We start from the raw sequence: 21,579 nt of genomic DNA, 5'->3' as shown, positions 1-21,579 counted from the left end.
AGTACAAGGAGATTAAGTATGCGTACCATTATCGCTTCCATCATCGTTTCCGGCGTAAGCCTCATCGCAGTTTCGGCTGCCCAGGCTGCTGACGCTGTCGAGCAGATCCCGGAAGCACCGGTTGCCATGGACCAGCCGGCTCCGGCTGCTAACTGGTCGGGTTACTACCTCGGCGCCACCGGCAACTACGATTTCGCCGGCAAGGCAAGCGGCGGCGACGCCGACAGCAAGGCCGACGGTTTCGGCGGTTCGCTCTACACCGGTTACAACTGGCAGAGCGGCCAGGTCGTCTACGGCGTCGAAGCTGACGTCGGCATGGCTGACCAGAAGGGTTACGCCGGTAACGGCGTCGACATGAAGGAAGGCTGGAACGGTTCCGTTCGCGGCCGCGTCGGTTACGACCTCAGCCCGGTTCTCGTTTACGGTACGGCCGGTGTTGCTGCTGCCAACAACAAGGTATCCAACGCTGCCGGTTCTGACGACAAGACCGCAGTCGGCTACACGGTTGGCGCCGGTGTCGAAACGATGGTGACCGACAACATCACCGCTCGCGTCGAATACCGCTACACCGATTACCAGAAGAAAGACTTCAACGTCGGCGGCACCACCTACTCGCGTGGTTTTGACGACAACAGCGTCAAGGTCGGTATCGGCATGAAGTTCTGATCCGATCCTTCGGATTGATTTTGAGAGGCCGGGAGCGAAAGCTCCCGGCCTTTTGCATGTTCGAATTCAACAAATGCGATCGTCATGCTCGGGCCTGTCCCGAGCATCTGCCGCGGTGAATTTGTGGCACCGTGGTCGGATCCTCGGCACAAGGCCGAGGATGACGAAGGAGCGTTTTGCCGTGGCTCAATCCATCTGGATATTGGCGTTCTTGACCACCGGTCCCCATTTGGCCAGTTCCGCTGTCACATGCTTGCCGAGCTCTTCCGGCGTCGAACCGACGATGGTGGCGCTGAATTCCTTCATGCGCTCCGCCACTTTCGGGTCCTTCAACGCCGCATTGGCCGCCTCGTTGAGTTTGGCGACGGCTTCCGGCGGCGTGCCTGCCGGTGCGAAGAGCGCATTCCACGTATAGGTCTCGTAACCCGGCACGGTTTCGGCGACCGTGGCTACGTCGGGGAAGGACGGCGCACGTTCCTTGGTGGTGACACCCAGCGCCTTCAGTGTCTTGCCCTTGATGTGGCCGGAGGAGGAGGGCAGGTTATCGAACATGATCGAGATCTGGTTGCCGATCAGGTCGTTCAAGGCCGGCCCGGCACCCTTGTAGGGAACGTGCTGCATGGTGGTGCCGGTCATCGACTTGAACAGTTCGCCTGACAGATGCAGCGGCGTGCCGTTGCCGGATGAAGCGTAGGAATATTTGTCCGGCTCCTTCTTCAGGAGATCGATCAGTTCCTGCACCGAATTGACCGGTAGTTCCGGATTGACCACCAGCACGTTCGGCACCACGACCAGTAGCGAAACAGGCGCAAAATCCTTTTCCGGATCGTATGGTTTTGTTTTCAGGATCAGCGGGTTGAGGGCATGTGTTGCGACGGTGCCCATCAGGATCGTGTAACCATCCGGTTCGGCGCGCGCCACGCGGTCGGCACCGAGATTGCCGCCGGCGCCCGCCACGTTTTCGACCACCACCTGCTGGCCGAGGATCTCGCCCATCTTCTGCGCAACCACGCGGCCGACCACATCGGTGGAGCCACCCGCGGCAAAGGGGACCACCAGCGTTATGGTGTTGTTTGGAAAGTCTTTAGCCTGTGCGGTCGAACCGAGCGACATCAGAGCCAGTGTTGTACCGGCAAGCGCAAGCGCTGTCCGCCGCGTGAACGCAGAGTGTGTCATGAAATTTCCTCCATCGCGGCCTCCCGCCGCTCACGCGATAGTAGCGGAGGAGGGGATGAGAGCAAGCTTTTGCAGCCCGCCCTCATCCTAAGGTCGTATAGAGGTCTTCAGTGAAGAGCAGGCCGGCTCAGCCGTTCGACTTCATCTCGTTGTAATCGCCAAAACGCTTGGCGAAGGTTTCGCGCCATGCCGCGAGAAACGGGCGATCCTCTTCCCACTGGCTGGCAAAGCGCAGGTCGAGATAACCGAGCAGCGCCGCCAGCGAAAAATGGCCGCCGTTCAGTTTTTTGCCGGTCTTCGGCAGGTTCTTTTCCAGATGATCGAGGCCACGCGTGACCTTGCTCCACTGCTTGTCGATCCACGGCTGGTGGATCTTGTCTTCCGGGCGAAAACGGCGCTCATAGACGATGGCGAGCAGGCAATCGGTGATGCCGTCGCACAGCGCTTCCAGCACTTCCGCATCGGTGCGCTTCTCGTGCTTTTTCGGATAAAGCCGATTGCCGGACAGGCGGTCGAGATAGGACATGATGGCGACGCTGTCATACACGGCGCGGCCATCGGCCGTGAGCAGCGTCGGAATTTTTCCAAGCGGATTGTTGTCGATCAGTTCAGACGGTTCCGGCCCGGTTTCCGTCTTCACTTCTTCAACGTCGAGGCTGAGATAACGGGCGGCCATGCGGCATTTCGCCGAATAGGGAGAGGCGGGCGAATAAAGGATTTTCATTGCGAGAATACCATGTTGGAGATCAGAAAATTATTGTGCCGGCGGCACGCTGACGCGGGATAGAGAGCAACTGCGCCGATCGACTTCCGGGCAGGTGCGGAAACCGAAATCCTTGGTCATGCAGATACGAACCTCTTCCAGCTTGTCCCGCTCGCAGGTGACGGCGACGCCCTGCGGCTGCATGCCGGGATTGGCCGCAATGAACGCTTCTTCGATTGCCTTGGCAGAGGTCGTCTGGGCCTTTGCCGGATCGGCGAGCCCGGCGGGCATTTTTACGCGATCATACGCGGTGCGGATCGCGGTCAGATAATCACGCTGCGAAAGCCCGCTGCAGGCGCCATGCTTGCGCCACTGGTGGCCGATCAGCCCCATCGACGGCATGATATCGAACAGCGGTTCGCCCAGCTGGTTCGGCACGCGGCCAGCTTCGCCGGTGGTGCAGAATTCCGGATATCCGCGGTCGTATTGCGGCCACAGCCCGTGCACGATGAAGCCGAAATCCTTGTCCCCACCGCATTGTTGCGCGTTACGTCCGCCTCTTTGCGTGTCGCAGAAGGTTGGCGACCACGAAAGCGACAGGACATAGAAATCAAACACGCCTGCTTGCCCGCGCGGGCGATTGCGCTCCTGTGACGAAACGTCTGTCGCCAGCGTCAAAACAGATGAAAATGCCAGCATTGCTGTGGCTGCGATCCGGATGGCAGCGAAAAATTTCCTCGTCATGGTCGAAAAATCCCGGTCTCTGGAACATCAATGCGTGGGAAAGGTTGAATGGTTAGGAACTTGGCGGCTAAGCTGCTGCTTCGCGGGCGGCTGCACGTTGTGGCCGTGGTGAGGAGTGAAGAGCGAAACGGCTTAATGACATTCAAGAAATACCTATGGCCGACCGTGGGTGCGCTGACGATAGCGCTTTCGGCATGGCTTCTCTACAAGGAATTGCGCGGCCTGTCTCTCGACGATCTGTGGGACAGTTTTATCGCCATCCCCATGATGGACTGGTTTCTGGCGGCATTGTGCACGCTGGTCGCCTATGCGGCGCTGGCAGGCTATGACCGCATCGCGCTGATGCATCTCGGCAGGAAAATCGACTGGTGGTTCATCACCATCTGCTCCTTCACCACCTACGCCCTGTCGCACAATGTCGGCGCCTCGGTGGTTTCGGGTGCCGTCGTGCGTTACCGGGCCTATTCGACGCGTGGCATGACCCCTTCGGAGATCGGCGTGCTGATTGCCGTCTGCTCCTTCACATTCATCCTCGGCACGCTGCTTCTGGCCGGTCTGGTTCTGGTCTATGAACCGGAGCTGATCGAACGTTTTGGTGATCTGGTGCCGGTCGAGGCGTCGGCTGCGACGGGTGTTCTCATCCTGGCGCTGATCGGTCTTTATGTCGTGGCAAGCTTCATGAAGCTGAAGCCGCTGAAGCTCGGCTCGATCAACATCTTCTATCCGGCCCCGAAGGTGGTTCTTCCGCAATTGCTGATCGCTCCCATCGAGCTGATCGGTGCTGCCGGCATCATCTATTTCGCGCTGCCGGAAGCCGGCAATCCCGGCTTCATGATCGTGCTTGGAATTTTTCTGATCTCGTTCTCGGCAGCACTGCTTTCGCATGCGCCGGGTGGCCTGGGCGTGCTGGAACTGGTGTTCCTTATGGGCCTGCCGGACATGAACCAGGCGGATGTCATTGCTGCCCTGCTGGTCTTCCGGCTGTTCTACCTGATCATCCCGTTCATCATGGCACTGGTGGTGATCCTGATCTTCGAACGATCACAGTTCAAGGCCAACAACCCGCCGGACTTGCGGCGTGGCGAACAGCACGAGAGCTGAACAGAGAAAAGGCGCCTCCAGGGGCGCCTTTTCGTCAGTCTTCGTCGCGTTCGATAACCTCTTCGCCGCGCAGCCAGAAGGCGCGTTGCGAGGCATAACGATCCTTCGCCATGGCCTCCTTCAGCGCTGGAAGCACCAGATGCAGCTCGTCCTTCAGCGTGAAGGGCGGGTTGACGACGATGACGCCTGAACCATTCAGCCCGGTCGCTTCACGGTCGCTGATCACCGTCAGTTCGGCGCACAGCATTTTTGGAATGTTGAGTGCCTGCAACTGTTCGTGAAACGCCTTGATCGGCGCGCCCTTTTTCAACGGATACCACAGGCAATAGGTGCCGCCCGGAAAACGCCGGTACGCGGTGGCCAGTCCCTTGGCGAGGCGCTCGTATTCGCCTTCGATCTCGAAGGGCGGATCGACCAGCACGACACCGCGTTTTTCCTTCGGCGGCAGATGCGCGCCGAGCGCCAGCCAGCCGTCGAGTTCGGTGACGCGGGTCTGGAAATCACCTTCGAACAGGCGCGAAAGGCGGTTGAAGTCGTCGGGATGCAGTTCCATCGCCGCCAGCCTGTCCTGCGGACGAAACAGCATGCGTGAAAGTTTTGGCGAGCCGGGATAGAGTTTGAGCGTCCCGTTTTTGTCGAAATCGGGGTTCAGCTCGCGCACGGCATCCAGATAAGGCTTCAGCACCGCAGCGACCTGCGGCGAAAATTCCGCCGCCATCACCTTGCCGATACCGTCGCGCCATTCGCCGGTCTTTTGCGCTTCTTCCGAAGACAGGTCGTACAGGCCGATACCCGCATGCGTATCGAGCACGCGAAAGGCCTTGTCCTTCTTCTGCATATAGATGACCAGCTGCGCCAGCACCGCATGCTTGAGAACATCGGCAAAATTGCCGGCATGGTAGATGTGGCGGTAGTTCATGGCTGCTCCGGATGAATAAAACTGATGAGCCGCAAATCTTGCTTTTTGCGTGCCTGCCCATGCCATATAGAAATCCGATGAACATTGCGACGCCCATCTCCACTCGACACCTGCCCGGCCACAATTCCGTGGCGCACACGGTCTGTCCGCACGACTGTCCCTCCGCCTGCGCGCTCGATATCGATATCACTGCTGACGGAAAGATCGGACGGGTACGCGGCTCGGCCGACAACAGTTATACGGCCGGCGTCATCTGCGCCAAGGTCGCGCGTTATGCCGAGCGGCTTTACCATCCCGGCCGCCTGATGGTGCCGCAGCGACGGGCAGGGGCCAAGGGCGATGGCAACTGGCAAGAGATCTCGTGGGAGGCGGCGCTCGACGAGATTGCCGACGCTTTCGTCAAGGCCGAGGCGCGCCACGGCTCGGAAGCAGTCTGGCCGTATTTTTATGCCGGCACGATGGGGCAGGTGCAGCGCGACTCGATTGAACGTCTGCGCCATGCCAAAAAGTATTCGGGCTTTTTCGGCACGATCTGCACCAACATGGCCTGGACCGGTTATGTGATGGGCACCGGCGACCTGCGCGGCCCAGATCCGCGCGAGATCGGCAAGGCCGATTGCGTGGTGATCTGGGGCTCGAACGTCGTCTCCACGCAGGTCAACGTCATGACCCATGCGATAAAAGCCCGCAAGGAACGCGGCGCAAAAATCGTCGTCGTCGACATTTACGACAACCCGACCATGAAACAGGCCGACATGGCGCTGACCGTGCGCCCCGGCACTGATGCGGCGCTCGCCTGCGCCGTCATGCACATCGCCTTTCGCGATGGTCATGCCGACCGCGCCTATATGGAAAAGTTTGCCGACGATCCTGCCGGTCTCGAAGCGCATTTGAAAACCCGCACGCCGGAATGGGCATCCGCCATCGCAGGTCTGTCGGTCGAAGAGATCGAGGCTTTTGCCCGGCTGATCGGCACGACCAAAAAGACCTTCTTCCGGCTCGGTTACGGTTTTGCCCGCCAGCGCAACGGCACCGCCGCCATGCATGCGGCACTTTCCATCGCCACGGTGCTCGGCTCCTGGCAATACGAGGGCGGCGGCGCCTTTCACAACAATGGCGCCATCTATCATCTCGACAAATCGCACCTGATGGGCACGGCTTTCGTCGATCCCGATATCCGCATGCTCGACCAGTCGCAGATCGGCCGCGTCCTGACCGGCGATGCCGAGGCGCTGCGGCATCGCGGCCCGGTCGATGCGCTGCTGATCCAGAACACCAACCCGATGAATGTTGCGCCCGAACAACGCCTCGTCCGCGACGGTTTTATGCGCGATGATCTGTTCGTGGCGGTGCACGAGCATTTCATGACCGATACGGCGAAGGTCGCCGACATCGTCCTGCCGGCCACCATGTTCGTCGAACATGACGATCTCTATCGTGGCGGCGGCCACATGCACATTCTGCTCGGCCCCAAACTCGTCGAGCCGCCTCCGAGCGTGCGCACCAACCTCTTCGTCATCGAGGAACTGGCCAAACGCCTTGGCATCGACCACTGTCCCGGTTTCGGTGAGGATGAGCGCAGCCATATCGACCGCATTCTCTCCGACAGCGGCTGGCCGGGTTACGACGATCTGGCGCGCGACAAATGGATCGACGCCCAGCCGGATTTCGAAACCGCGCATTATCTCAACGGCTTCGGCTACGATGACGGCAAATTCCGCTTCAGCCCCGACTGGGCAAACGGTCCTTCACCGGACAAGCCGCCGGAAAATGTCGGGCCGCTCGGGCCCGTCGCCAATCTTCCGATCTTCCCGGATCATGTCGAGCTGATCGAGGCACCGGACGAGGAGCACCCTTTCCGCCTCGCCACGTCGCCTGCGCGAAGCTTTCTCAACTCCTCTTTCACAGAGACAAAGGGCTCTGTGCAGAAGGAGGGGCGGCCCGACGTGATGATCGAGCCATCCGACGCCGAACGCCTCGGCATCGCTGACGGCGATATCGTGCACATCGGAAACTGCCGTGGCGATATCCGGCTGCATGCCCGCATCGTTGCGGGTGCGCGGGCGGGTGTGCTGGTGGCTGAGGGGCTGTGGCCGAATTCGGCGCATCTCGATGGCGAGGGCATCAATGTACTGACCGGCGCCGATGCCGTTGCGCCCTATGGCGGTGCCGCATTTCACGACAATCGGGTCTGGCTCCGCAAGGGCTGATCCTGCATCATCATGCCCAAATGGAATCACAGGAACGGACATGATCGACATCGACACTTCCGAAACCGAACGCGTGCGCCTGATTGGCCGCGAAACGCTCTACAAGGGCTTTGTAAGTCTGGAAAAACTGACGTTTGAACAGCACATGCGGGATGGCAGCCTCGTGACCGTTCATCGCGAAGTCCATGATCATGGTAGTGCCGCCGCCATTCTGCTTCATGATGCGAAGGACGACACGGTCGTTCTGGTGCGCCAGTTTCGTGCCGGCGCCTTCGTCAATGGCGATGCTGCCTTCATGCTGGAATTGCCGGCCGGACTGATCGATGAGGGTGAAAATCCTGCCGAGGCGGTTGTTCGCGAGGCAATGGAGGAAACCGGCTTCAAGATCGATGAAGTGCATCATATTTGCGAGATGTACCCGACGCCCGGTGCACTGACGGAAAAGCTGTCGCTGTTTGCCGCCAGCATCGATGCCACTCACAAGCTCGGGCAGGGCGGTGGGCTTGCCGGTGAAGGCGAGGATATCGAGGTCGTCACGCTTGGCCTTGACGAGGCCTATCGTATGATCAGCACCGGCGAGATTACCGATGCCAAGACCATCGTCGCGCTGCAATGGGCGATGATCAACCGTGCTGCGCTCTCGTCCGGCAATCTTGGCTGAGGCAAGGGCGTCTGAGTAGCGTGAGCAACTCGGGGTAAGGCTATACCATCAGGCCAGCAGAATCACACCTTCCCGTGCCGCTGCCGCCCGCAGTTGTTTGTCGAGCGTGGCAAGCGGCAAGTGTAGGTCTATGGCCAGCGCGAGATAGGCGGAGTCATAGGCTGTGAGACCGTGGTGTTCGGCGAGGGTGAATTGGTTCGTCGCCTTCTATAACACGCGTGTACACCGGACGGTTGCGAACTTTTATCATCCCAGCCGTAACGGCATTGAATGTTATGCGGTTTCGCCGCCGTGCCATCATCAGCACGTTGCGCACTTCATGCCACAGCAAATCGGGCGCAGTGGCGCCCGTCAGTTCTATTCGCTCAAGAAGTGCATCTGTCGTTGGAGAAGCTTCGTCCGGCAATACCCAAGTGCAAACGACTGAGGCATCTATGACGAAACCGGCCATCATTTGCGGCCGATTGCCTTCCATTCCGCGATCTCTTCTTGCGTCACGCGCGGCATGTTTGCCCGAAAAGCCTTGATTTCCTCAATAGCTTTTCGTCGCGCCTCCGGATCGAAAGCCGGTTGCGCTAGGCTCGTTACCTGCGCCACCGGCACGCCATCGCGGACGAGGACCACGTCCTCGCCGGCTTCCACCTTTGCCAGCAATTCATTGAGATCGGCATCGCCGACATTGACCGTGATCGTCATCGCTCTGCTCCACCTGATGCCATAGGATAGAACCGGCACGAAAAACCGTCAATCGCGGCTCAGAGACCGGCGGAAACGATCCGCTGGTCCGCGCGGGAAACGTCCGTGCTCGCGACAGAAACGGCCTTGCCGCCTTCCATCTTCACGCGCTCTTCGGCCAGCGCCTTAAGCGTCAGCGGATAGAGCTTGTGCTCCACGGTCAGCACGCGTGCGGCCAATGTATCAGATGTGTCACCGGACAGAACCGGCACCGCCGCCTGCGCCACGATCGGGCCTTCGTCCATGCCTTCGGTGACGAAATGCACCGTGCAGCCGGCGATCTTCATGCCGGCATCGATGGCGCGCTGGTGGGTGTGCAGACCGGCGAACAGCGGCAGAAGCGAAGGGTGGATGTTGATGATCCGGCCTTCGTAACGGGAAATGAAATCACCCGAGATCAGCCGCATGTAACCGGCAAGGCAGATGATATCCGGCTTGATCACCTCGAGCGCTTCAAGGATTGCCGTTTCATGTTCGATTTTGCTGCCATAGGCCTTGCGTTCGAACACGCGGGTCATGATGCCGCGAGCGGCGGCCTTGGCGAGGCCGCCGGCATCCGGCTTGTCTGAGATGACGGCAACGATCTCGGCCGGAAAACCTTCACTCGCGCAGGCATCGGCCAGCGACACCATGTTGGAGCCACCGCCGGAGATGAACACGACGACGCGTTTGCGACCCGAAACCGTTACAGCCGATGTCATAGGCTAAGCGTGCCCTTGTAGACGGTGCCGGCACCGCCTTCTTCTCGGGCGATGATGCGACCGAGCTGCACGACGGTTTCGCCTTCAGCGGCCAGCGCCTCGGTCACGGTCTTTGCGTTTTCAGCCGCAACGACGACGATCATGCCGACGCCGCAGTTGAAGGTGCGCAGCATTTCGTTCGGCGCAACGCCACCCGTCTTGGCCAGCCACGAGAAGACCGGCGGAACCGGAATGTTGGAAAGTTCGATTTCGGCGGCCAGATGGTCGGGCAGGACGCGCGGAATATTGTCCGGGAAACCTCCGCCGGTGATGTGGGCAAGCGCCTTCAGGGCGCCGGTGCTGCGGATCGCGGCCAGAAGCGGTTTCACATAGATGCGGGTCGGTGTCAGCAGCGCTTCGCCGAGCGTCTTGCCGTCCGCGAACGGGGCAGGGGCATCCCAGCCGAGGCCGGAGAGAGAAACGATCTTGCGCACCAGCGAAAAGCCGTTGGAATGAACGCCGGAAGAGGTGAGGCCGAGAATGACGTCGCCTTCGGCCAGATCGCCGGCCGGCAGCAGCTTGCCACGTTCGGCGGCACCGACGGCAAAGCCCGCGAGGTCGTAATCGCCTTCGGAATACATGCCCGGCATTTCGGCGGTCTCGCCGCCGATCAGCGCGCAGCCTGCCTGACGGCAGCCTTCGGCAATACCGAGAACGATCGCCGCACCCTGTTCCGGGTCGAGTTTGCCGGTGGCGTAATAATCGAGGAAGAGCAGCGGCTCGGCGCCCTGCACCACGAGGTCGTTGACGCACATGGCGACGAGGTCGATGCCGACGGTGTCGTGGCGGTTGGCGTCGATGGCGATCTTCAGCTTGGTGCCGACGCCGTCATTGGCGGCCACCAGGATCGGGTCGTTGAAACCTGCGGCCTTGAGGTCGAACAGGCCGCCGAAGCCGCCGATCTCGCCGTCAGCGCCGGGACGGCGCGTCGAGCGCACTGCCGGCTTGATCTTTTCCACCATCAGATTGCCCGCATCGATATCGACGCCCGCATCGCTATAGGTGAGACCGTTCTTGCCCGCCTCGCTCATCGCATGTTCTCCACTGAAACCATCGCATGTCTGCCGGAAACGCTCACGGATAGCAAAGCGAAACCCGGTCAGGGGCATGCATAAACAATTAGGCCCGCAATTGCACGATGGGCCGCAGGATGCAAGCACCGCACGCTTTTCCGCAGGGTTTTACAGTCCGTTCACAGGCATTTCATGGGCGTGATCCACAGCTGTGGCCTCATACGGGTGCACAAGCTTGACCTTGGGGAGCGGCACCTTCATATCCCAAGGCATCGAACAAAGCCGAGAGGACACCTTATGGCCTATCATATCAGCGGCACCACCCTCCGGCGCCATATCTATTTCTGGCTCGGCGTGTTCGTCATGTTCGTGGTGTTCCTGTGGTTCTTCCGCTCGATCCTGCTTCCCTTCGTGGCCGGCATGGCGCTCGCCTATTTCCTCGATCCGGTCGCCGACTGGCTGGAACGTCGTGGCTTGAGCCGCATGATGGCCTCGGTACTGATCCTTGTCAGTTTCGTGCTGATCTTTGCGCTGTCGCTGATGCTGGTCATCCCCGTCATCGTCAATCAGTTCAGCCAGTTCGCCGCCGCCATGCCGGGTTATATCACCCAGCTGCAGCAGATCCTCTCCAGTCCCGAAACCTCGTTCCTTCCCGGCTGGGTCACCAGCCAGATCGAAACGGTCAAGCAGAACTTTTCCGAAGTCCTGAGCCAGGGCGCTGGTTTCATCGGCACCCTGTTCGCGCAGGTGTGGAATTCCGGCAAGGCGATCATCGATGTCGTCTCGCTTCTGATCGTCACCCCGGTCGTTGCCTTCTACCTGCTGCTCGACTGGGACCGTATGGTCAACAAGGTCGACAGCTGGATCCCGCGCGATCAGGTGCAGGTGGTGCGCCAGCTGGCGCGTGAGATGGATCGCTCGGTTGCGGGCTTCATCCGCGGCCAGGGCTCGCTCTGCCTCATCCTAGGCATCTTTTACGCCGCTGGCCTGTCGGCGGTCGGCCTCAACTTCGGCCTGCTGATCGGTTTCGTCGCCGGCATGATCTCGTTCATCCCCTATATCGGCTCGCTGATCGGCCTTGTCCTGTCGGTCGGTGTGGCGCTCGTACAGTTCTGGCCGGAATATACCTGGATCATCGCCACGGCGGGCGTGTTCTTCCTCGGCCAGTTCATCGAGGGCAATATTCTCCAGCCAAAGCTGGTCGGCTCCAGCGTCGGCCTGCATCCAGTCTGGCTGATGTTTGCGCTGTTCGCCTTTGGCGCCATGTTCGGCTTCGTTGGGCTTCTGGTCGCCGTTCCGGCCGCCGCCATGGTCGGGGTGCTTGTCCGCTTCGTGCTGTCGCGATACCTTGACAGCGATATTTATTACGGGCGTTCCGAAACGCTGCCGTGGGAGGAAGACAAATCCCACGCGGTGGATCATGCTGGCACCGCCCAGATTACCGTCCAGAAACCAGAATGACCGAAAACGACCGGCAGACGCCAAAGCGCAGCGAGCAGCTGGCGCTATCCTTTTCCCACGATCCGGCAACGGGCCGCGATGACCTGCTGGTCTCCGGCCCGGTCAGCGCAGCCGTTGCCATTGTCGATAGCTGGCCCGCATGGCCATCGCCGGTGATCGTGCTTGCCGGCCCTGCCGGTTCCGGCAAGACGCATCTCGCCAGCATCTGGCGGCAGAAAAGCGGCGCCAGCGACATTCATCCGGTCCCCGGGGAGAATGCCAATCTGGTGGCGGCCGGTGGCCCGGTCCTGTTCGAGGATGTCGATCGTCGCGGTTTTGACGACACCGAGCTCTTTCACGTCATCAACAGCGTGCGGGAAAACGGCTCCAGCCTGCTGATGACCTCGCGGACATGGCCGTCGGCCTGGAATGTCACCCTGCCGGATCTGCGCTCACGCCTGAAAGCTGCAACGATCGTCGAGATCGGCGAGCCGGATGAGGAACTGCTGGCGCAGGTGATCGTCAAATTGTTTGCGGATCGCCAGCTTAATATCGATGACAAGATTGTCGCGTATATCGTGGCGAGGATGGAACGGTCGCTGGCCGCAGCACAGCAGGTGGTGGATCAGATCGATCGGCTGGCGCTTGCCCGCGGTACCCGCATCAGTCGCAGCCTTGCTGCGGAGGTGCTGGAAACCTTCGGCGAAGACGGTGCCAGCGACGACGGGGACGGTTGACTGTCACAGTTCCGTCGTCAAAACGTTATACGGCCGCAAGGCATAACATATGAGGGACGGGGCATGGACCAGATCGCCGATACGCATGAAGCCAGTGAAGTAGAGGCGAGCCCGAGCTTCGAGGAACTGATGGCCAGCCCCGAACGCTTCATCAACCGTGAATTTTCCTGGCTGCAGTTCAACCGCCGCGTCCTCGAAGAGACGTTGAACACCGATCATCCGCTGCTGGAGCGCATCCGCTTCCTGTCGATTTCGGCTGCCAACCTCGATGAATTTTTCATGGTTCGTGTCGCCGGCCTCGAAGGTCAGGTGCGCCAGAACATTCTGGTGCGCAGCCCCGACGGCAAGACGCCTGCCGAACAGCTGGAAGAAATCCTCAAGGAAATCGACAATCTGCAGATGGAACAGCAGGCCTCGCTTGCCGTCCTGCAGCAATATCTTGCCAGGGAAGATATCCTGATTGTGCGTCCGGCAGCCCTGTCGGAAGAGGACCGGACGTGGCTTGCCACCGATTTCGAGGAGGATCTGTTCCCGGTCCTCACGCCTCTCGCCATCGATCCGGCACATCCGTTCCCGTTCATTCCGAACCTCGGCTTCACCATGGGCCTGCAGCTGGACAGCAAGCACGGCAAGGAGCCGATGACGGGTCTGCTGCGTCTGCCCACCACGCTCGATCGTTTCATCCGTCTGCCCGATGCCGGCACGACGGTGCGCTACATCACGCTTGAAGACGTGGTGAGCATGTTTACCGACCGTCTTTTCCCCGGCTACGAGGTCAAGGGCGCCGGCACGTTCCGCCTCATCCGTGACAGCGATCTGGAAGTCGAGGAAGAAGCCGAAGATCTGGTGCGCTTTTTCGAAACGGCGCTGAAACGCCGCCGTCGCGGCAAGGTCATCCGCATCGAGACGGATTCGGAAATGCCGGCCTCTCTGCGCCAGTTCGTGGTGCAGGAGCTCGGCGTACCGGAAAACCGCGTCGCCGTTCTGCCGGGCCTGCTCGCCCTCAACACCATTTCCGAGATCGCCAAGGCGCCGCGCGATGACCTGCGATTTCTGCCCTACAATGCGCGATTTCCCGAACGCGTCCGCGAACACGCCGGAGACTGCCTCGCCGCCATCCGCGAAAAGGACATGGTGGTCCATCATCCGTACGAAAGTTTCGATGTGGTGGTGCAGTTCCTTCTGCAGGCGGCCCGCGACCCCGACGTCCTCGCCATCAAGCAAACCCTCTACAGAACCTCCAACGACAGCCCCATCGTCCGAGCCCTGATCGATGCCGCCGAAGCCGGCAAGTCGGTCACCGCTCTGGTGGAGCTGAAGGCGCGTTTCGACGAAGAGGCGAACATCCGCTGGGCGCGTGACCTTGAGCGCGCCGGTGTGCAGGTCGTGTTCGGCTTCATCGAATTGAAGACGCATGCCAAGATGTCGATGGTCGTGCGCCGTGAAGACGGCAAGCTGCGCACCTATTGCCACCTCGGCACCGGCAACTACCACCCGGTCACGGCGAAGATCTACACCGACCTGTCCTTCTTCACCTGCAATCCGAAGATCGGCCACGACATGGCCAACATCTTCAACTTCATCACCGGCTACGGTGAACCGACCGAGAGCATGAAGCTGGCCGTTTCGCCCTATACGCTGCGTCCGCGCATCCTGCGTCACATCGAGGAAGAGATCGTTCACGCCAAGGAAGGCCGCCCGGCCGCCATCTGGATGAAGATGAACTCGCTGGTCGATCCGGAGATCATCGATGCGCTTTACCGCGCCGGCCATGCCGGTGTCGATGTCGATCTGGTCATCCGCGGCATCTGCTGCCTGCGCCCGCAGGTGAAGGGCCTGTCCGACAATATCCGGGTGAAATCGATCGTCGGCCGCTTCCTCGAGCACAGCCGCATCTTCTGCTTCGGAAATGGCTTTGGCCTGCCTTCGGAAAAGGCACTCGTCTACATCGGCTCGGCCGACATGATGCCGCGCAACCTCGACCGTCGTGTCGAAACGCTGGTGCCGCTGCTCAATCCCACCGTGCATGAACAGGTTCTTTCACAGATCATGCTGGGCAATCTCATTGACAACCAGCAGAGCTACGAGATATTGCCCGACGGCACATCGCGGCGGATGGAGGTTCGTCATGGAGAGGAACCTTTCAACGCCCAGCAGTATTTCATGACCAACCCGTCTCTTTCTGGACGTGGGGAAGCCCTGAAGTCGAGTGCGCCGAAACTGATCGCGGGCGTCATGTCCGGACGAAAGAAATAAGGCCCAAATTATAGGCTCGCATGGTACGAACAGAAGCTCAGGGGCGCGTTCAAGGTAGCGCTCCTGTTTCCGTTATCGACATCGGCTCGAATTCCGTTCGCGTCGTCATTTACGAAGGCCTTTCCCGCGCCCCAACCACCCTTTTCAACGAAAAGGTGCTGTGTGGCCTCGGCAAGGGGCTGGGTTCGAGTGGCCGCATGGATAGCGAAGCGGTCGATCGCGCGCTTGCCGCACTGCGCCGCTTCAAGGCGCTGTCGGTGCAGGCCGGGGCAAAGGAGATTTACGTCCTTGCCACCGCCGCTGCCCGCGAAGCCTCCAACGGGCCTGAATTCATCCGCAATGTCGAGGAGATCCTCGGCCAGAAGCCGCAGGTCCTGTCCGGCGAGGAAGAGGCCTATTATTCGGCGCTCGGCGTTACCAGCGGTTTCCACCATGCCGACGGCATTGCCGGCGATCTCGGTGGCGGCTCGCTGGAACTGATCGATATCCACGACCACGAACTCGGCAAGGGCATCACCCTGCCGCTCGGCGGCCTGCGCCTGTCGGAATATTCCGGCGGTTCGATCGCCAAGGCACGCGCCTTCGCACGCAGCCAGGTCAAGTCGGCAAAGCTTCTGGCGAAGGGCGAGGGGCGCACCTTCTATGCGGTCGGCGGTACATGGCGCAACGTCGCCAAACTGCACATGGAAATGCGCGGTTATCCGCTGCACATGATGCAGGGCTACGAACTATCGCTGGCCGAAATGCAGGCCTTCCTGAAGGAAATCGTCGACGGCAGTGCCGCAAAGAGCCCGGCATGGCAGTCGGTTTCCAAAAATCGTCGCGCTCTTCTGCCCTTTGGCGCCGTCGCCATGCAGGAAGTGCTCGATATCATGAAGCCCTCGAGCATCATCGTGTCTGCCCAAGGGGTGCGCGAAGGGTATCTCTATTCAAAACTGTCGCCGGAAGAGCAGGCATCCGATCCTCTGCTCGTCGCAGCCGACCAGCTTGCCATCCTGCGTGCCCGTTCGCCCGAACACGCGCGTGAGCTTGCCGAATGGACCGGCCGCATGGTGCCGGTGTTCGGCATTGATGAAAGCGACGAGGAGAGCCGTTACCGCCGCGCCGCCTGCCTGCTGGCAGATATCAGCTGGCGTGCGCATCCGGATTACCGCGGCCTGCAGGCGCTCAACATCATCGCGCATTCGTCCTTCACCGGCATCACCCATGCCGGCCGCGCCTATATCGCGCTTGCCAACTATTACCGTTTCGAAGGCCTGAGCGACAACGGTGCCACCGGCGCGCTGGCGGCGATCGGCACGCCACGCCTGCTGGAACTGGCAAAGCTGCTGGGCGGCCTGCTTCGGGTGGTCTACCTGTTCTCGGCCTCCATGCCGGGCCTTGTCAATCATCTCAGCTTCCGCCCCTCCGACAGGTCGGATATCGACCTCGAATTCGTGGTGCCGCACGCTTACCGCAACTTTGCCGGTGAGCGGCTGGACGGTCGCCTGCAACAGCTTGCCAAACTGACCGGCAAGCGTCTGGCTTTCCGCTACGAATAGAACATGGCTCTGCCCTCTTCGCAGGGGGCAGGGGTTAAGCGATTAAACTCGCGCGCAATGACAATATGTGATAATGTCACATTTGTTTTTGCAAGGATCCAACTGAAATGGTGCTGGTGCTGCGGGGGGCAGACTGGCGCGCGATTTTCCCGCGAGCCCCGAATGCGATCATTCAAGCCTTTCTCGACGGAGCGCCGCTGCTGGCTGCCGCCGGCATAACATTGAGCCGCACGCGGCTTGCCTATGCCTTGGCCAACGTCAAGCATGAGTGCGATGGCTTCAGCCTGAAAAACCTCACCGAAGATATCTATTATTCAGCAGACGGCGTGGCCAGATCTTGGCCTGGTCGTTTCCCCGATGCCGCTGCCGTCCGCAAGGCTTACGGGATGGGATACGGCTGGCAGAAAAAGGCGATCGACGACATTTACGGCGACTGCATGGGCAATGGTCGCGGTACGAACGACGGCTCGCGTTTCATCGGACGCGGCGGGCCGCAGATTATCGGTCGTGATGAATATTGGGAAGTGGGCCAGCGTTGCGGCCTCGATCTCGTCAACCGGCCGGAACTGGCGGCTGAGCCGCGTTTCCAGCCCGCCATTCTTGCCGCTTTCTGGAACTGGAGGGGGCTTACCCCGCAGGCGGATGCCGGCAATTTCCATGGTTTCGTGGAAAAATGGAAAGGTCACCGCGTCAGCATTTCCGATCACGTGACGCGCATGACGGGCCATGATCCGATGCTGAGCCGCCTGAACAACGTCGCAGCGCTGATGCCCGTTCTGGAGCCTATCCGCTTTGCTGCGCCTTTGCCAAGGACATTGGCAGGCCAGCGTCGTTCCGTCTGACGCGGATTGACCTGCAGGGTGTGACGCCGCATGTTTGCCGCATCGCTTCTGACATGGGTTGGATAGGCGACCCCGGCATGGCGCCGATCGGCAAGGGGATGATGGCATTGAGACGGGGATTGGACAGGTCGATGAGGTTTGGCGCGAAAAGAATACTGCTTGTGTCCCTGCTGTCTGTCGCCGCGATTCCGATCCTGCTGATTGCCGGTTCTGTTCTCTATGATGGCTGGCGTATCAGTCGCGGCGATTACCCGCTGGCGGACAGGACCGAGGCTAAGGTCGGCGCGCTTTCCATCACGCTCGAACGATATGTCATCCATCCCTATCTTGCCGAATATCGTCGTGTCCTGACTGTCGTCATGGCGGATGGCAGCAAGCGTGTCAGCGAGCTTTCCACCGACACCGGCGGTGCGTCACGCATCGATGTCTGTGAGCTCGGTGATGGTGATCTGCGCCTGAGCGACCGTTTCGGGCATTATCGGCTCAACCTCGCCGGCAATATCATGCCGGTTAAGACCGTCTCCGTTTCGCAAGCCGGACCCGGTGGCTTGGTCATATCGGCCGGTGTTTCGGGTGAGGCTCCACAATGCGTGCGAAATCTGGGGCGTTTCGACACGGATGCCGAACGCGGTTACATGTTCCAGCCGACCGCGATCTGAGCACAACGCCGATGATTTATCGGCATCTGTCCGGGCCACGCTTCCGAGATGCGGCCCGGATGCCCGCCGCATGTCAGGCCGGCAGCGGCGCCTGCGGATTGACCAGACCTTCGGCGCGCAATTCCTGCCAGAAATCGGCCGGGACCTTTTCGTTGAAGGCGGCACTGTCCTCGGCAATGCGCGAGGGCTGGCTTGCTCCCGGAATGACGGCCGCGACCGCCGGGGTGGCCAGCGAAAACTGCAGCCCCGCCGCCTTCATGCTGACGCCGTGACGGTCGGCGATCGCCTTGATGCTGGCGATCTTTGCCTTCATCTCCGGCTTGATCGGTGCATATTCGAAATTCGGCCCGCCGACGAGCGCACCCGAACTGTAAGGCCCACCAACCACGACGCCGAGGCCACGCTCGGCGACGATCGGCATCACCCGCTGCAACGCCTTGTCATGGTCGAGCAGCGTGTAACGGCCGGCCAGCAGAAAGGCGTCCGGTTTCGGTTCGTCCAGTTCCAGCACCAGTTCGATCGGCTCGACGCGGTTGACGCCAAGACCCCAGGCCTTGATCACCCCTTCGTCGCGCAGCCGGTCCAGCGCCTTGAAGGCACCGTTGCGGGCTTCCTCGAATTTTTCGAGCCAGCGATCGCCCCAGAAGTCCTGTGCCAGATCGTGCACGAAGGCGATCTCGATATGATCGGTCTTCAGACGCTTCAAACTGTCCTCGATGGAGCGCAGCGTCGCGTCGTGGCTGTAGTCGTTGACCACCTTGTTGGGCAGGCCGTGGCTGAACACGCCACCCTTTTCGCCCTGATCGCGGGCGCTGACATCCTCGATCTCGTCGAGGATCACGCGTCCGACCTTGGTGGAAATCACATACTGGTCGCGCGGCTTGCCGGAGAGCGCTTCACCCATGCGGATTTCGGCAAGGCCTGCACCATAAAAGGGGGCGTTGTCGTAATAGCGGATGCCATCGTTCCAGGCGGCTTCGACAGTGGCCAGCGCCTCGTCGTCGGGAATGTCGCGGAACATGTTGCCGAGCGGTGCCGAGCCGAAGCCGATACGGCTTGGCAGAATATCCTTGAGGGCCATGATGTTCTTTCCTCTTTTTCAGCGGAGTTTTTTGGGAGTGGCCGCGTAAGTGGCCCGCCCGTCCAAACTGTTGATCTCTGAACCTGAGCTTTTAGAAGTGGGGTAGCTGGTCAAGGGCGTCAACCACGTCCACATCGACCTCAGTGCCATTGAGGAAAAATCGCTCCGGTATGTGGCCCGAGGCTGGGTGCCTGCGTTTGCAGATATTGCAGACACAGGCCGCTTTTCAGAAGTATCCCGGAGGCGCAGGCTGTGGCCTATTGCTCGATATTGGGCTCCACCAGCCGATGCAGGTTCGCCAGGCATTCCTGCCATCCGAGATAGCAGGATTCGGCGGGAATGAAGTCCGGCACGCCGGCCTGGGTGATATGCATTTCCGTTCCGCAGGACACGTCTTTCAGCGTCACCGTCACCTCCATCACGCCCGGCATGTTGGGGTCTTCAAAGCTGTCGGTGTAGCGCAACCGCTCACCGGGTACGAGTTCAAGGAACTCGCCGCCGAAGGCATGGATTTCACCCGTGGTAAAATTGCGGAACGACATGCGAAACGTGCCGCCGACCTTGGCATCCAGATGATGCACGGTGCAGGTAAAGCCGTTGGGTGGAAACCATTTGGTCAGTGCGTCTGCCTCGACAAAGGCGCGGTAAACCTTTTCCGGCTTGGCGGCGAGAACGTGGTGCAGCTTGATCGTGCTTGGCATGGTCTGATCCTCCTGTGTTGAACCATTGCTTCCGCCCAAGGACGAAGGATAAACCGCCGGCCCGACAATGCCGCACGAATTATTTTCTGGGCCGCAAACAGAAACGCCCGGCTTTCACCGGGCGTTCCAGGTCACGATGTCTTCGACTTACTTCGCCGACAAAAACTCGCCGACTTCCAGCAGGCTGAATTCGTTGTTGTCTGCCTTGTCGACAGCCCGACCGGCGGAGAAGGGCAGGTTGTTGTCATTGCCGATGACGATATGGGTGGCATCGACCACGTCGACATTCTCGATCGTCACGAACGGCATGTCATAGACGCCATCCCTGGAGCCGGCCTTTTTCTTGTTGTCCGGATCCTTGATATTCATCAGGTCGATATAACCGATTTTGCGCACCGCTTTGCCGACATTGGCGTCGCTCATCTCGATCTTGTAGACGCGCTTCAGCTCGGCCGGGGCATCGAAACAATCCGGCTTCGGCTGTTTCGGATCGGCGCAGACCTTGTCCTTGATGCCGGCGCCGTTGTCGCGCTCGATGACGAGGGCGGTCGTGTCGTCGATCATGTTGAAATCGCCGATCGCCACGCCCTTTTCGGCCAGCGGATAAAGCCAGGAGCGGCCCGTCCAGTTTTTCGAAGCGATATCGAATTCGATGACGCGCAATGCGGTGCGGCCATCGGCCTGCTCCACCTTGCCGTCTTCGAGGAACAGCGGGCCTTCCAGCAGACCGTAAAGCTTGGCGCCATCTTTCGACATGGCCATGCCTTCATAACCGCCGGAGCGCTTCAAATTGAACACCGGCATCTTTGCAGTCGGGTTGGCCGGCATGGCGAGCGTCGGGTTGTCGGGAGACTTGACCGGCTTGCCGTCCACCATGGTCGGCACGACATCGGTCAGCTGGCCGAGCGCATCGACCTTGATCAGGTAAGGACCGAATTCTTCGCCGAGCCAAAACCCGTCAGCCACCGGCTGTATCGATTCGATGTCGAAGTCGGCACCCGTCAGGTAACGCTTGTCGGAACCTTCCATGACGATCGGGAAGGGGGCGATGCGGTTCGGGTCGGACAGAAAGATATTCTTGACCACTTCGACCTTGTTGGTCGCCCAGTCGAATTTCACCTGATGCAGGAACAGCATGGCGTCCGACGAATTCGCCTTGGAGCCAAAGCCGTTATCCGACAGCGTCCAGAACGTGCCGTCAGCCATCGTCTTGATGCCCGAAAAACCCTGGATCGGCTGGCCATCGAATGGCAGCTTGACGTCTGTTACGCGGGCGCCGTCCTTGCCATCAACGGTGCCGAGTTTTTCCGTACGCTTGCCCGGCGCCGTAAATTTGCCGGAGGTCTTCAGAAATTCGGGTGCATCCGAAGGAGCCGCCGTCACCGTGTTGGCGGGCAGGATGGCCTGGCCGGCGAGCTTTGCCGGAAATTCCTTGTCGTCTGCAAAAGCGGTTCCGGCAAACAGCGCTGCAAGCGCGACTGTGCTGAGAAGAAGTCGGGTCATGGGATCACCTGTGGGGGTTAAGTCTCGGACACAGGATCGGATTACGCATCGCACATGACGCGCAAGTGATCGTCATCTGACAGTTCGATGAAGGTTTGATGGCAGGATTTTCGAAAACTTTTAAAGGGCTTGCGCAGATATTGATTGAATG

20 protein-coding genes are annotated in these 21,579 nt (G+C 60.3%); 10 read left to right on the top strand and 10 right to left on the bottom strand.

Going from position 1 to position 21,579, the window contains the following annotated elements:
- The first annotated feature begins 18 nt into the window (after positions 1-18).
- A complete protein-coding gene (locus tag AAIH70_RS02620; protein ID WP_132273101.1) occupies positions 19-666 on the top strand; it encodes an outer membrane protein in 648 nt (215 codons plus the stop codon).
- Positions 667-852: 186 nt separating this feature from the next.
- Here the strand turns inward: AAIH70_RS02620 and AAIH70_RS02615 are convergent, their stop codons facing one another.
- The 3 genes from AAIH70_RS02615 to AAIH70_RS02605 all read right to left on the bottom strand — a co-directional run bounded on the left by AAIH70_RS02615 (position 853) and on the right by AAIH70_RS02605 (position 3,289).
- Complete coding sequence (locus tag AAIH70_RS02615; RefSeq protein WP_132273102.1) at positions 853-1,842, bottom strand: Bug family tripartite tricarboxylate transporter substrate binding protein; 990 nt, start codon at positions 1,840-1,842, stop codon at positions 853-855.
- Positions 1,843-1,969: 127 nt separating this feature from the next.
- Positions 1,970-2,566: a glutathione S-transferase gene (locus AAIH70_RS02610; protein ID WP_132273103.1), complete on the bottom strand. Its 597-nt coding sequence runs from the start codon at positions 2,564-2,566 to the stop codon at positions 1,970-1,972.
- A gap of 30 nt (positions 2,567-2,596) precedes the next feature.
- Positions 2,597-3,289 (bottom strand): ribonuclease T2 family protein, encoded by a 693-nt coding sequence (locus AAIH70_RS02605; protein ID WP_132273104.1) that lies wholly within the window; start codon positions 3,287-3,289, stop codon positions 2,597-2,599.
- A 135-nt stretch (positions 3,290-3,424) separates the two neighbouring features.
- On the opposite strand from AAIH70_RS02605, the gene AAIH70_RS02600 reads away from it, so the two are divergent.
- Positions 3,425-4,390, top strand: a complete 966-nt coding sequence (locus AAIH70_RS02600) for a lysylphosphatidylglycerol synthase domain-containing protein (RefSeq protein ID WP_132273105.1) — start codon at positions 3,425-3,427, stop codon at positions 4,388-4,390.
- Positions 4,391-4,424: 34 nt separating this feature from the next.
- Here AAIH70_RS02600 and AAIH70_RS02595 read toward each other — a convergent pair whose 3' ends face one another.
- Entirely contained in the window at positions 4,425-5,309 is an 885-nt protein-coding gene (locus AAIH70_RS02595; protein WP_430033001.1) for a 23S rRNA (adenine(2030)-N(6))-methyltransferase RlmJ, read from the bottom strand.
- A gap of 77 nt (positions 5,310-5,386) precedes the next feature.
- On the opposite strand from AAIH70_RS02595, the gene AAIH70_RS02590 reads away from it, so the two are divergent.
- Both AAIH70_RS02590 and AAIH70_RS02585 read left to right on the top strand, forming a co-directional pair.
- Complete coding sequence (locus AAIH70_RS02590) at positions 5,387-7,519, top strand: molybdopterin-containing oxidoreductase family protein (protein WP_430032998.1); 2,133 nt, start codon at positions 5,387-5,389, stop codon at positions 7,517-7,519.
- Positions 7,520-7,559: 40 nt separating this feature from the next.
- The gene (locus AAIH70_RS02585; protein WP_430032995.1) at positions 7,560-8,180 is read left to right on the top strand and encodes an NUDIX domain-containing protein; all 621 of its coding nucleotides are present in this window, start codon (positions 7,560-7,562) and stop codon (positions 8,178-8,180) included.
- A gap of 450 nt (positions 8,181-8,630) precedes the next feature.
- On the opposite strand, the gene AAIH70_RS02580 is transcribed toward AAIH70_RS02585, so the two are convergent.
- From AAIH70_RS02580 to purM, 3 genes are read right to left on the bottom strand one after another with little or no spacing between them, the layout of a single operon-like run.
- Positions 8,631-8,876, bottom strand: coding sequence for a type II toxin-antitoxin system Phd/YefM family antitoxin (locus AAIH70_RS02580; RefSeq protein WP_132273109.1), 246 nt, complete (start codon positions 8,874-8,876; stop codon positions 8,631-8,633).
- Between the two features lie 59 nt (positions 8,877-8,935).
- A complete protein-coding gene (gene purN, locus AAIH70_RS02575; RefSeq protein WP_132273110.1) occupies positions 8,936-9,616 on the bottom strand; it encodes a phosphoribosylglycinamide formyltransferase in 681 nt (226 codons plus the stop codon).
- Positions 9,613-10,686 (bottom strand): phosphoribosylformylglycinamidine cyclo-ligase, encoded by a 1,074-nt coding sequence (purM, locus tag AAIH70_RS02570; protein WP_132273111.1) that lies wholly within the window; start codon positions 10,684-10,686, stop codon positions 9,613-9,615. Before purM ends, purN begins: the two co-directional genes overlap by 4 nt.
- Before the next feature lie 279 nt (positions 10,687-10,965).
- On the opposite strand from purM, the gene AAIH70_RS02565 reads away from it, so the two are divergent.
- The 6 genes from AAIH70_RS02565 to AAIH70_RS02540 all read left to right on the top strand — a co-directional run bounded on the left by AAIH70_RS02565 (position 10,966) and on the right by AAIH70_RS02540 (position 18,143).
- Complete coding sequence (locus tag AAIH70_RS02565; RefSeq protein ID WP_132273112.1) at positions 10,966-12,129, top strand: AI-2E family transporter; 1,164 nt, start codon at positions 10,966-10,968, stop codon at positions 12,127-12,129.
- Positions 12,126-12,845 carry a DnaA regulatory inactivator HdaA gene (hdaA, locus tag AAIH70_RS02560; RefSeq protein ID WP_132273113.1) on the top strand — a complete coding sequence of 240 codons (720 nt, stop codon included), beginning with the start codon at positions 12,126-12,128 and terminating at the stop codon, positions 12,843-12,845. The genes AAIH70_RS02565 and hdaA overlap by 4 nt, the downstream gene beginning before the upstream one ends.
- Before the next feature lie 63 nt (positions 12,846-12,908).
- Positions 12,909-15,101, top strand: coding sequence for an RNA degradosome polyphosphate kinase (locus AAIH70_RS02555; RefSeq protein WP_132273114.1), 2,193 nt, complete (start codon positions 12,909-12,911; stop codon positions 15,099-15,101).
- Positions 15,102-15,121: 20 nt separating this feature from the next.
- Positions 15,122-16,642: an exopolyphosphatase gene (gene ppx, locus AAIH70_RS02550; RefSeq protein WP_132273115.1), complete on the top strand. Its 1,521-nt coding sequence runs from the start codon at positions 15,122-15,124 to the stop codon at positions 16,640-16,642.
- Positions 16,643-16,749: 107 nt separating this feature from the next.
- Positions 16,750-17,484: a glycoside hydrolase family 19 protein gene (locus AAIH70_RS02545; RefSeq protein WP_132273116.1), complete on the top strand. Its 735-nt coding sequence runs from the start codon at positions 16,750-16,752 to the stop codon at positions 17,482-17,484.
- Positions 17,485-17,645: 161 nt separating this feature from the next.
- Complete coding sequence (locus tag AAIH70_RS02540; RefSeq protein ID WP_132273117.1) at positions 17,646-18,143, top strand: hypothetical protein; 498 nt, start codon at positions 17,646-17,648, stop codon at positions 18,141-18,143.
- Between the two features lie 73 nt (positions 18,144-18,216).
- On the opposite strand, the gene AAIH70_RS02535 is transcribed toward AAIH70_RS02540, so the two are convergent.
- The 3 genes from AAIH70_RS02535 to AAIH70_RS02525 all read right to left on the bottom strand — a co-directional run bounded on the left by AAIH70_RS02535 (position 18,217) and on the right by AAIH70_RS02525 (position 21,428).
- Complete coding sequence (locus AAIH70_RS02535; protein ID WP_132273118.1) at positions 18,217-19,224, bottom strand: aldo/keto reductase; 1,008 nt, start codon at positions 19,222-19,224, stop codon at positions 18,217-18,219.
- 257 nt (positions 19,225-19,481) lie between these two features.
- Positions 19,482-19,925, bottom strand: a complete 444-nt coding sequence (locus tag AAIH70_RS02530; RefSeq protein WP_132273119.1) for an SRPBCC family protein — start codon at positions 19,923-19,925, stop codon at positions 19,482-19,484.
- A 147-nt stretch (positions 19,926-20,072) separates the two neighbouring features.
- The gene (locus tag AAIH70_RS02525) at positions 20,073-21,428 is read right to left on the bottom strand and encodes an esterase-like activity of phytase family protein (protein WP_132273120.1); all 1,356 of its coding nucleotides are present in this window, start codon (positions 21,426-21,428) and stop codon (positions 20,073-20,075) included.
- Positions 21,429-21,579 lie beyond the last annotated feature (151 nt).

Origin of the sequence: Neorhizobium sp. BT27B (assembly GCF_050455485.1) — a bacterium.
GTDB lineage: Bacteria > Pseudomonadota > Alphaproteobacteria > Rhizobiales > Rhizobiaceae > Neorhizobium.
The sequence above is the reverse complement of the archived record's forward strand: the minus strand, read 5'-3'. Positions and strand labels throughout refer to the sequence as shown.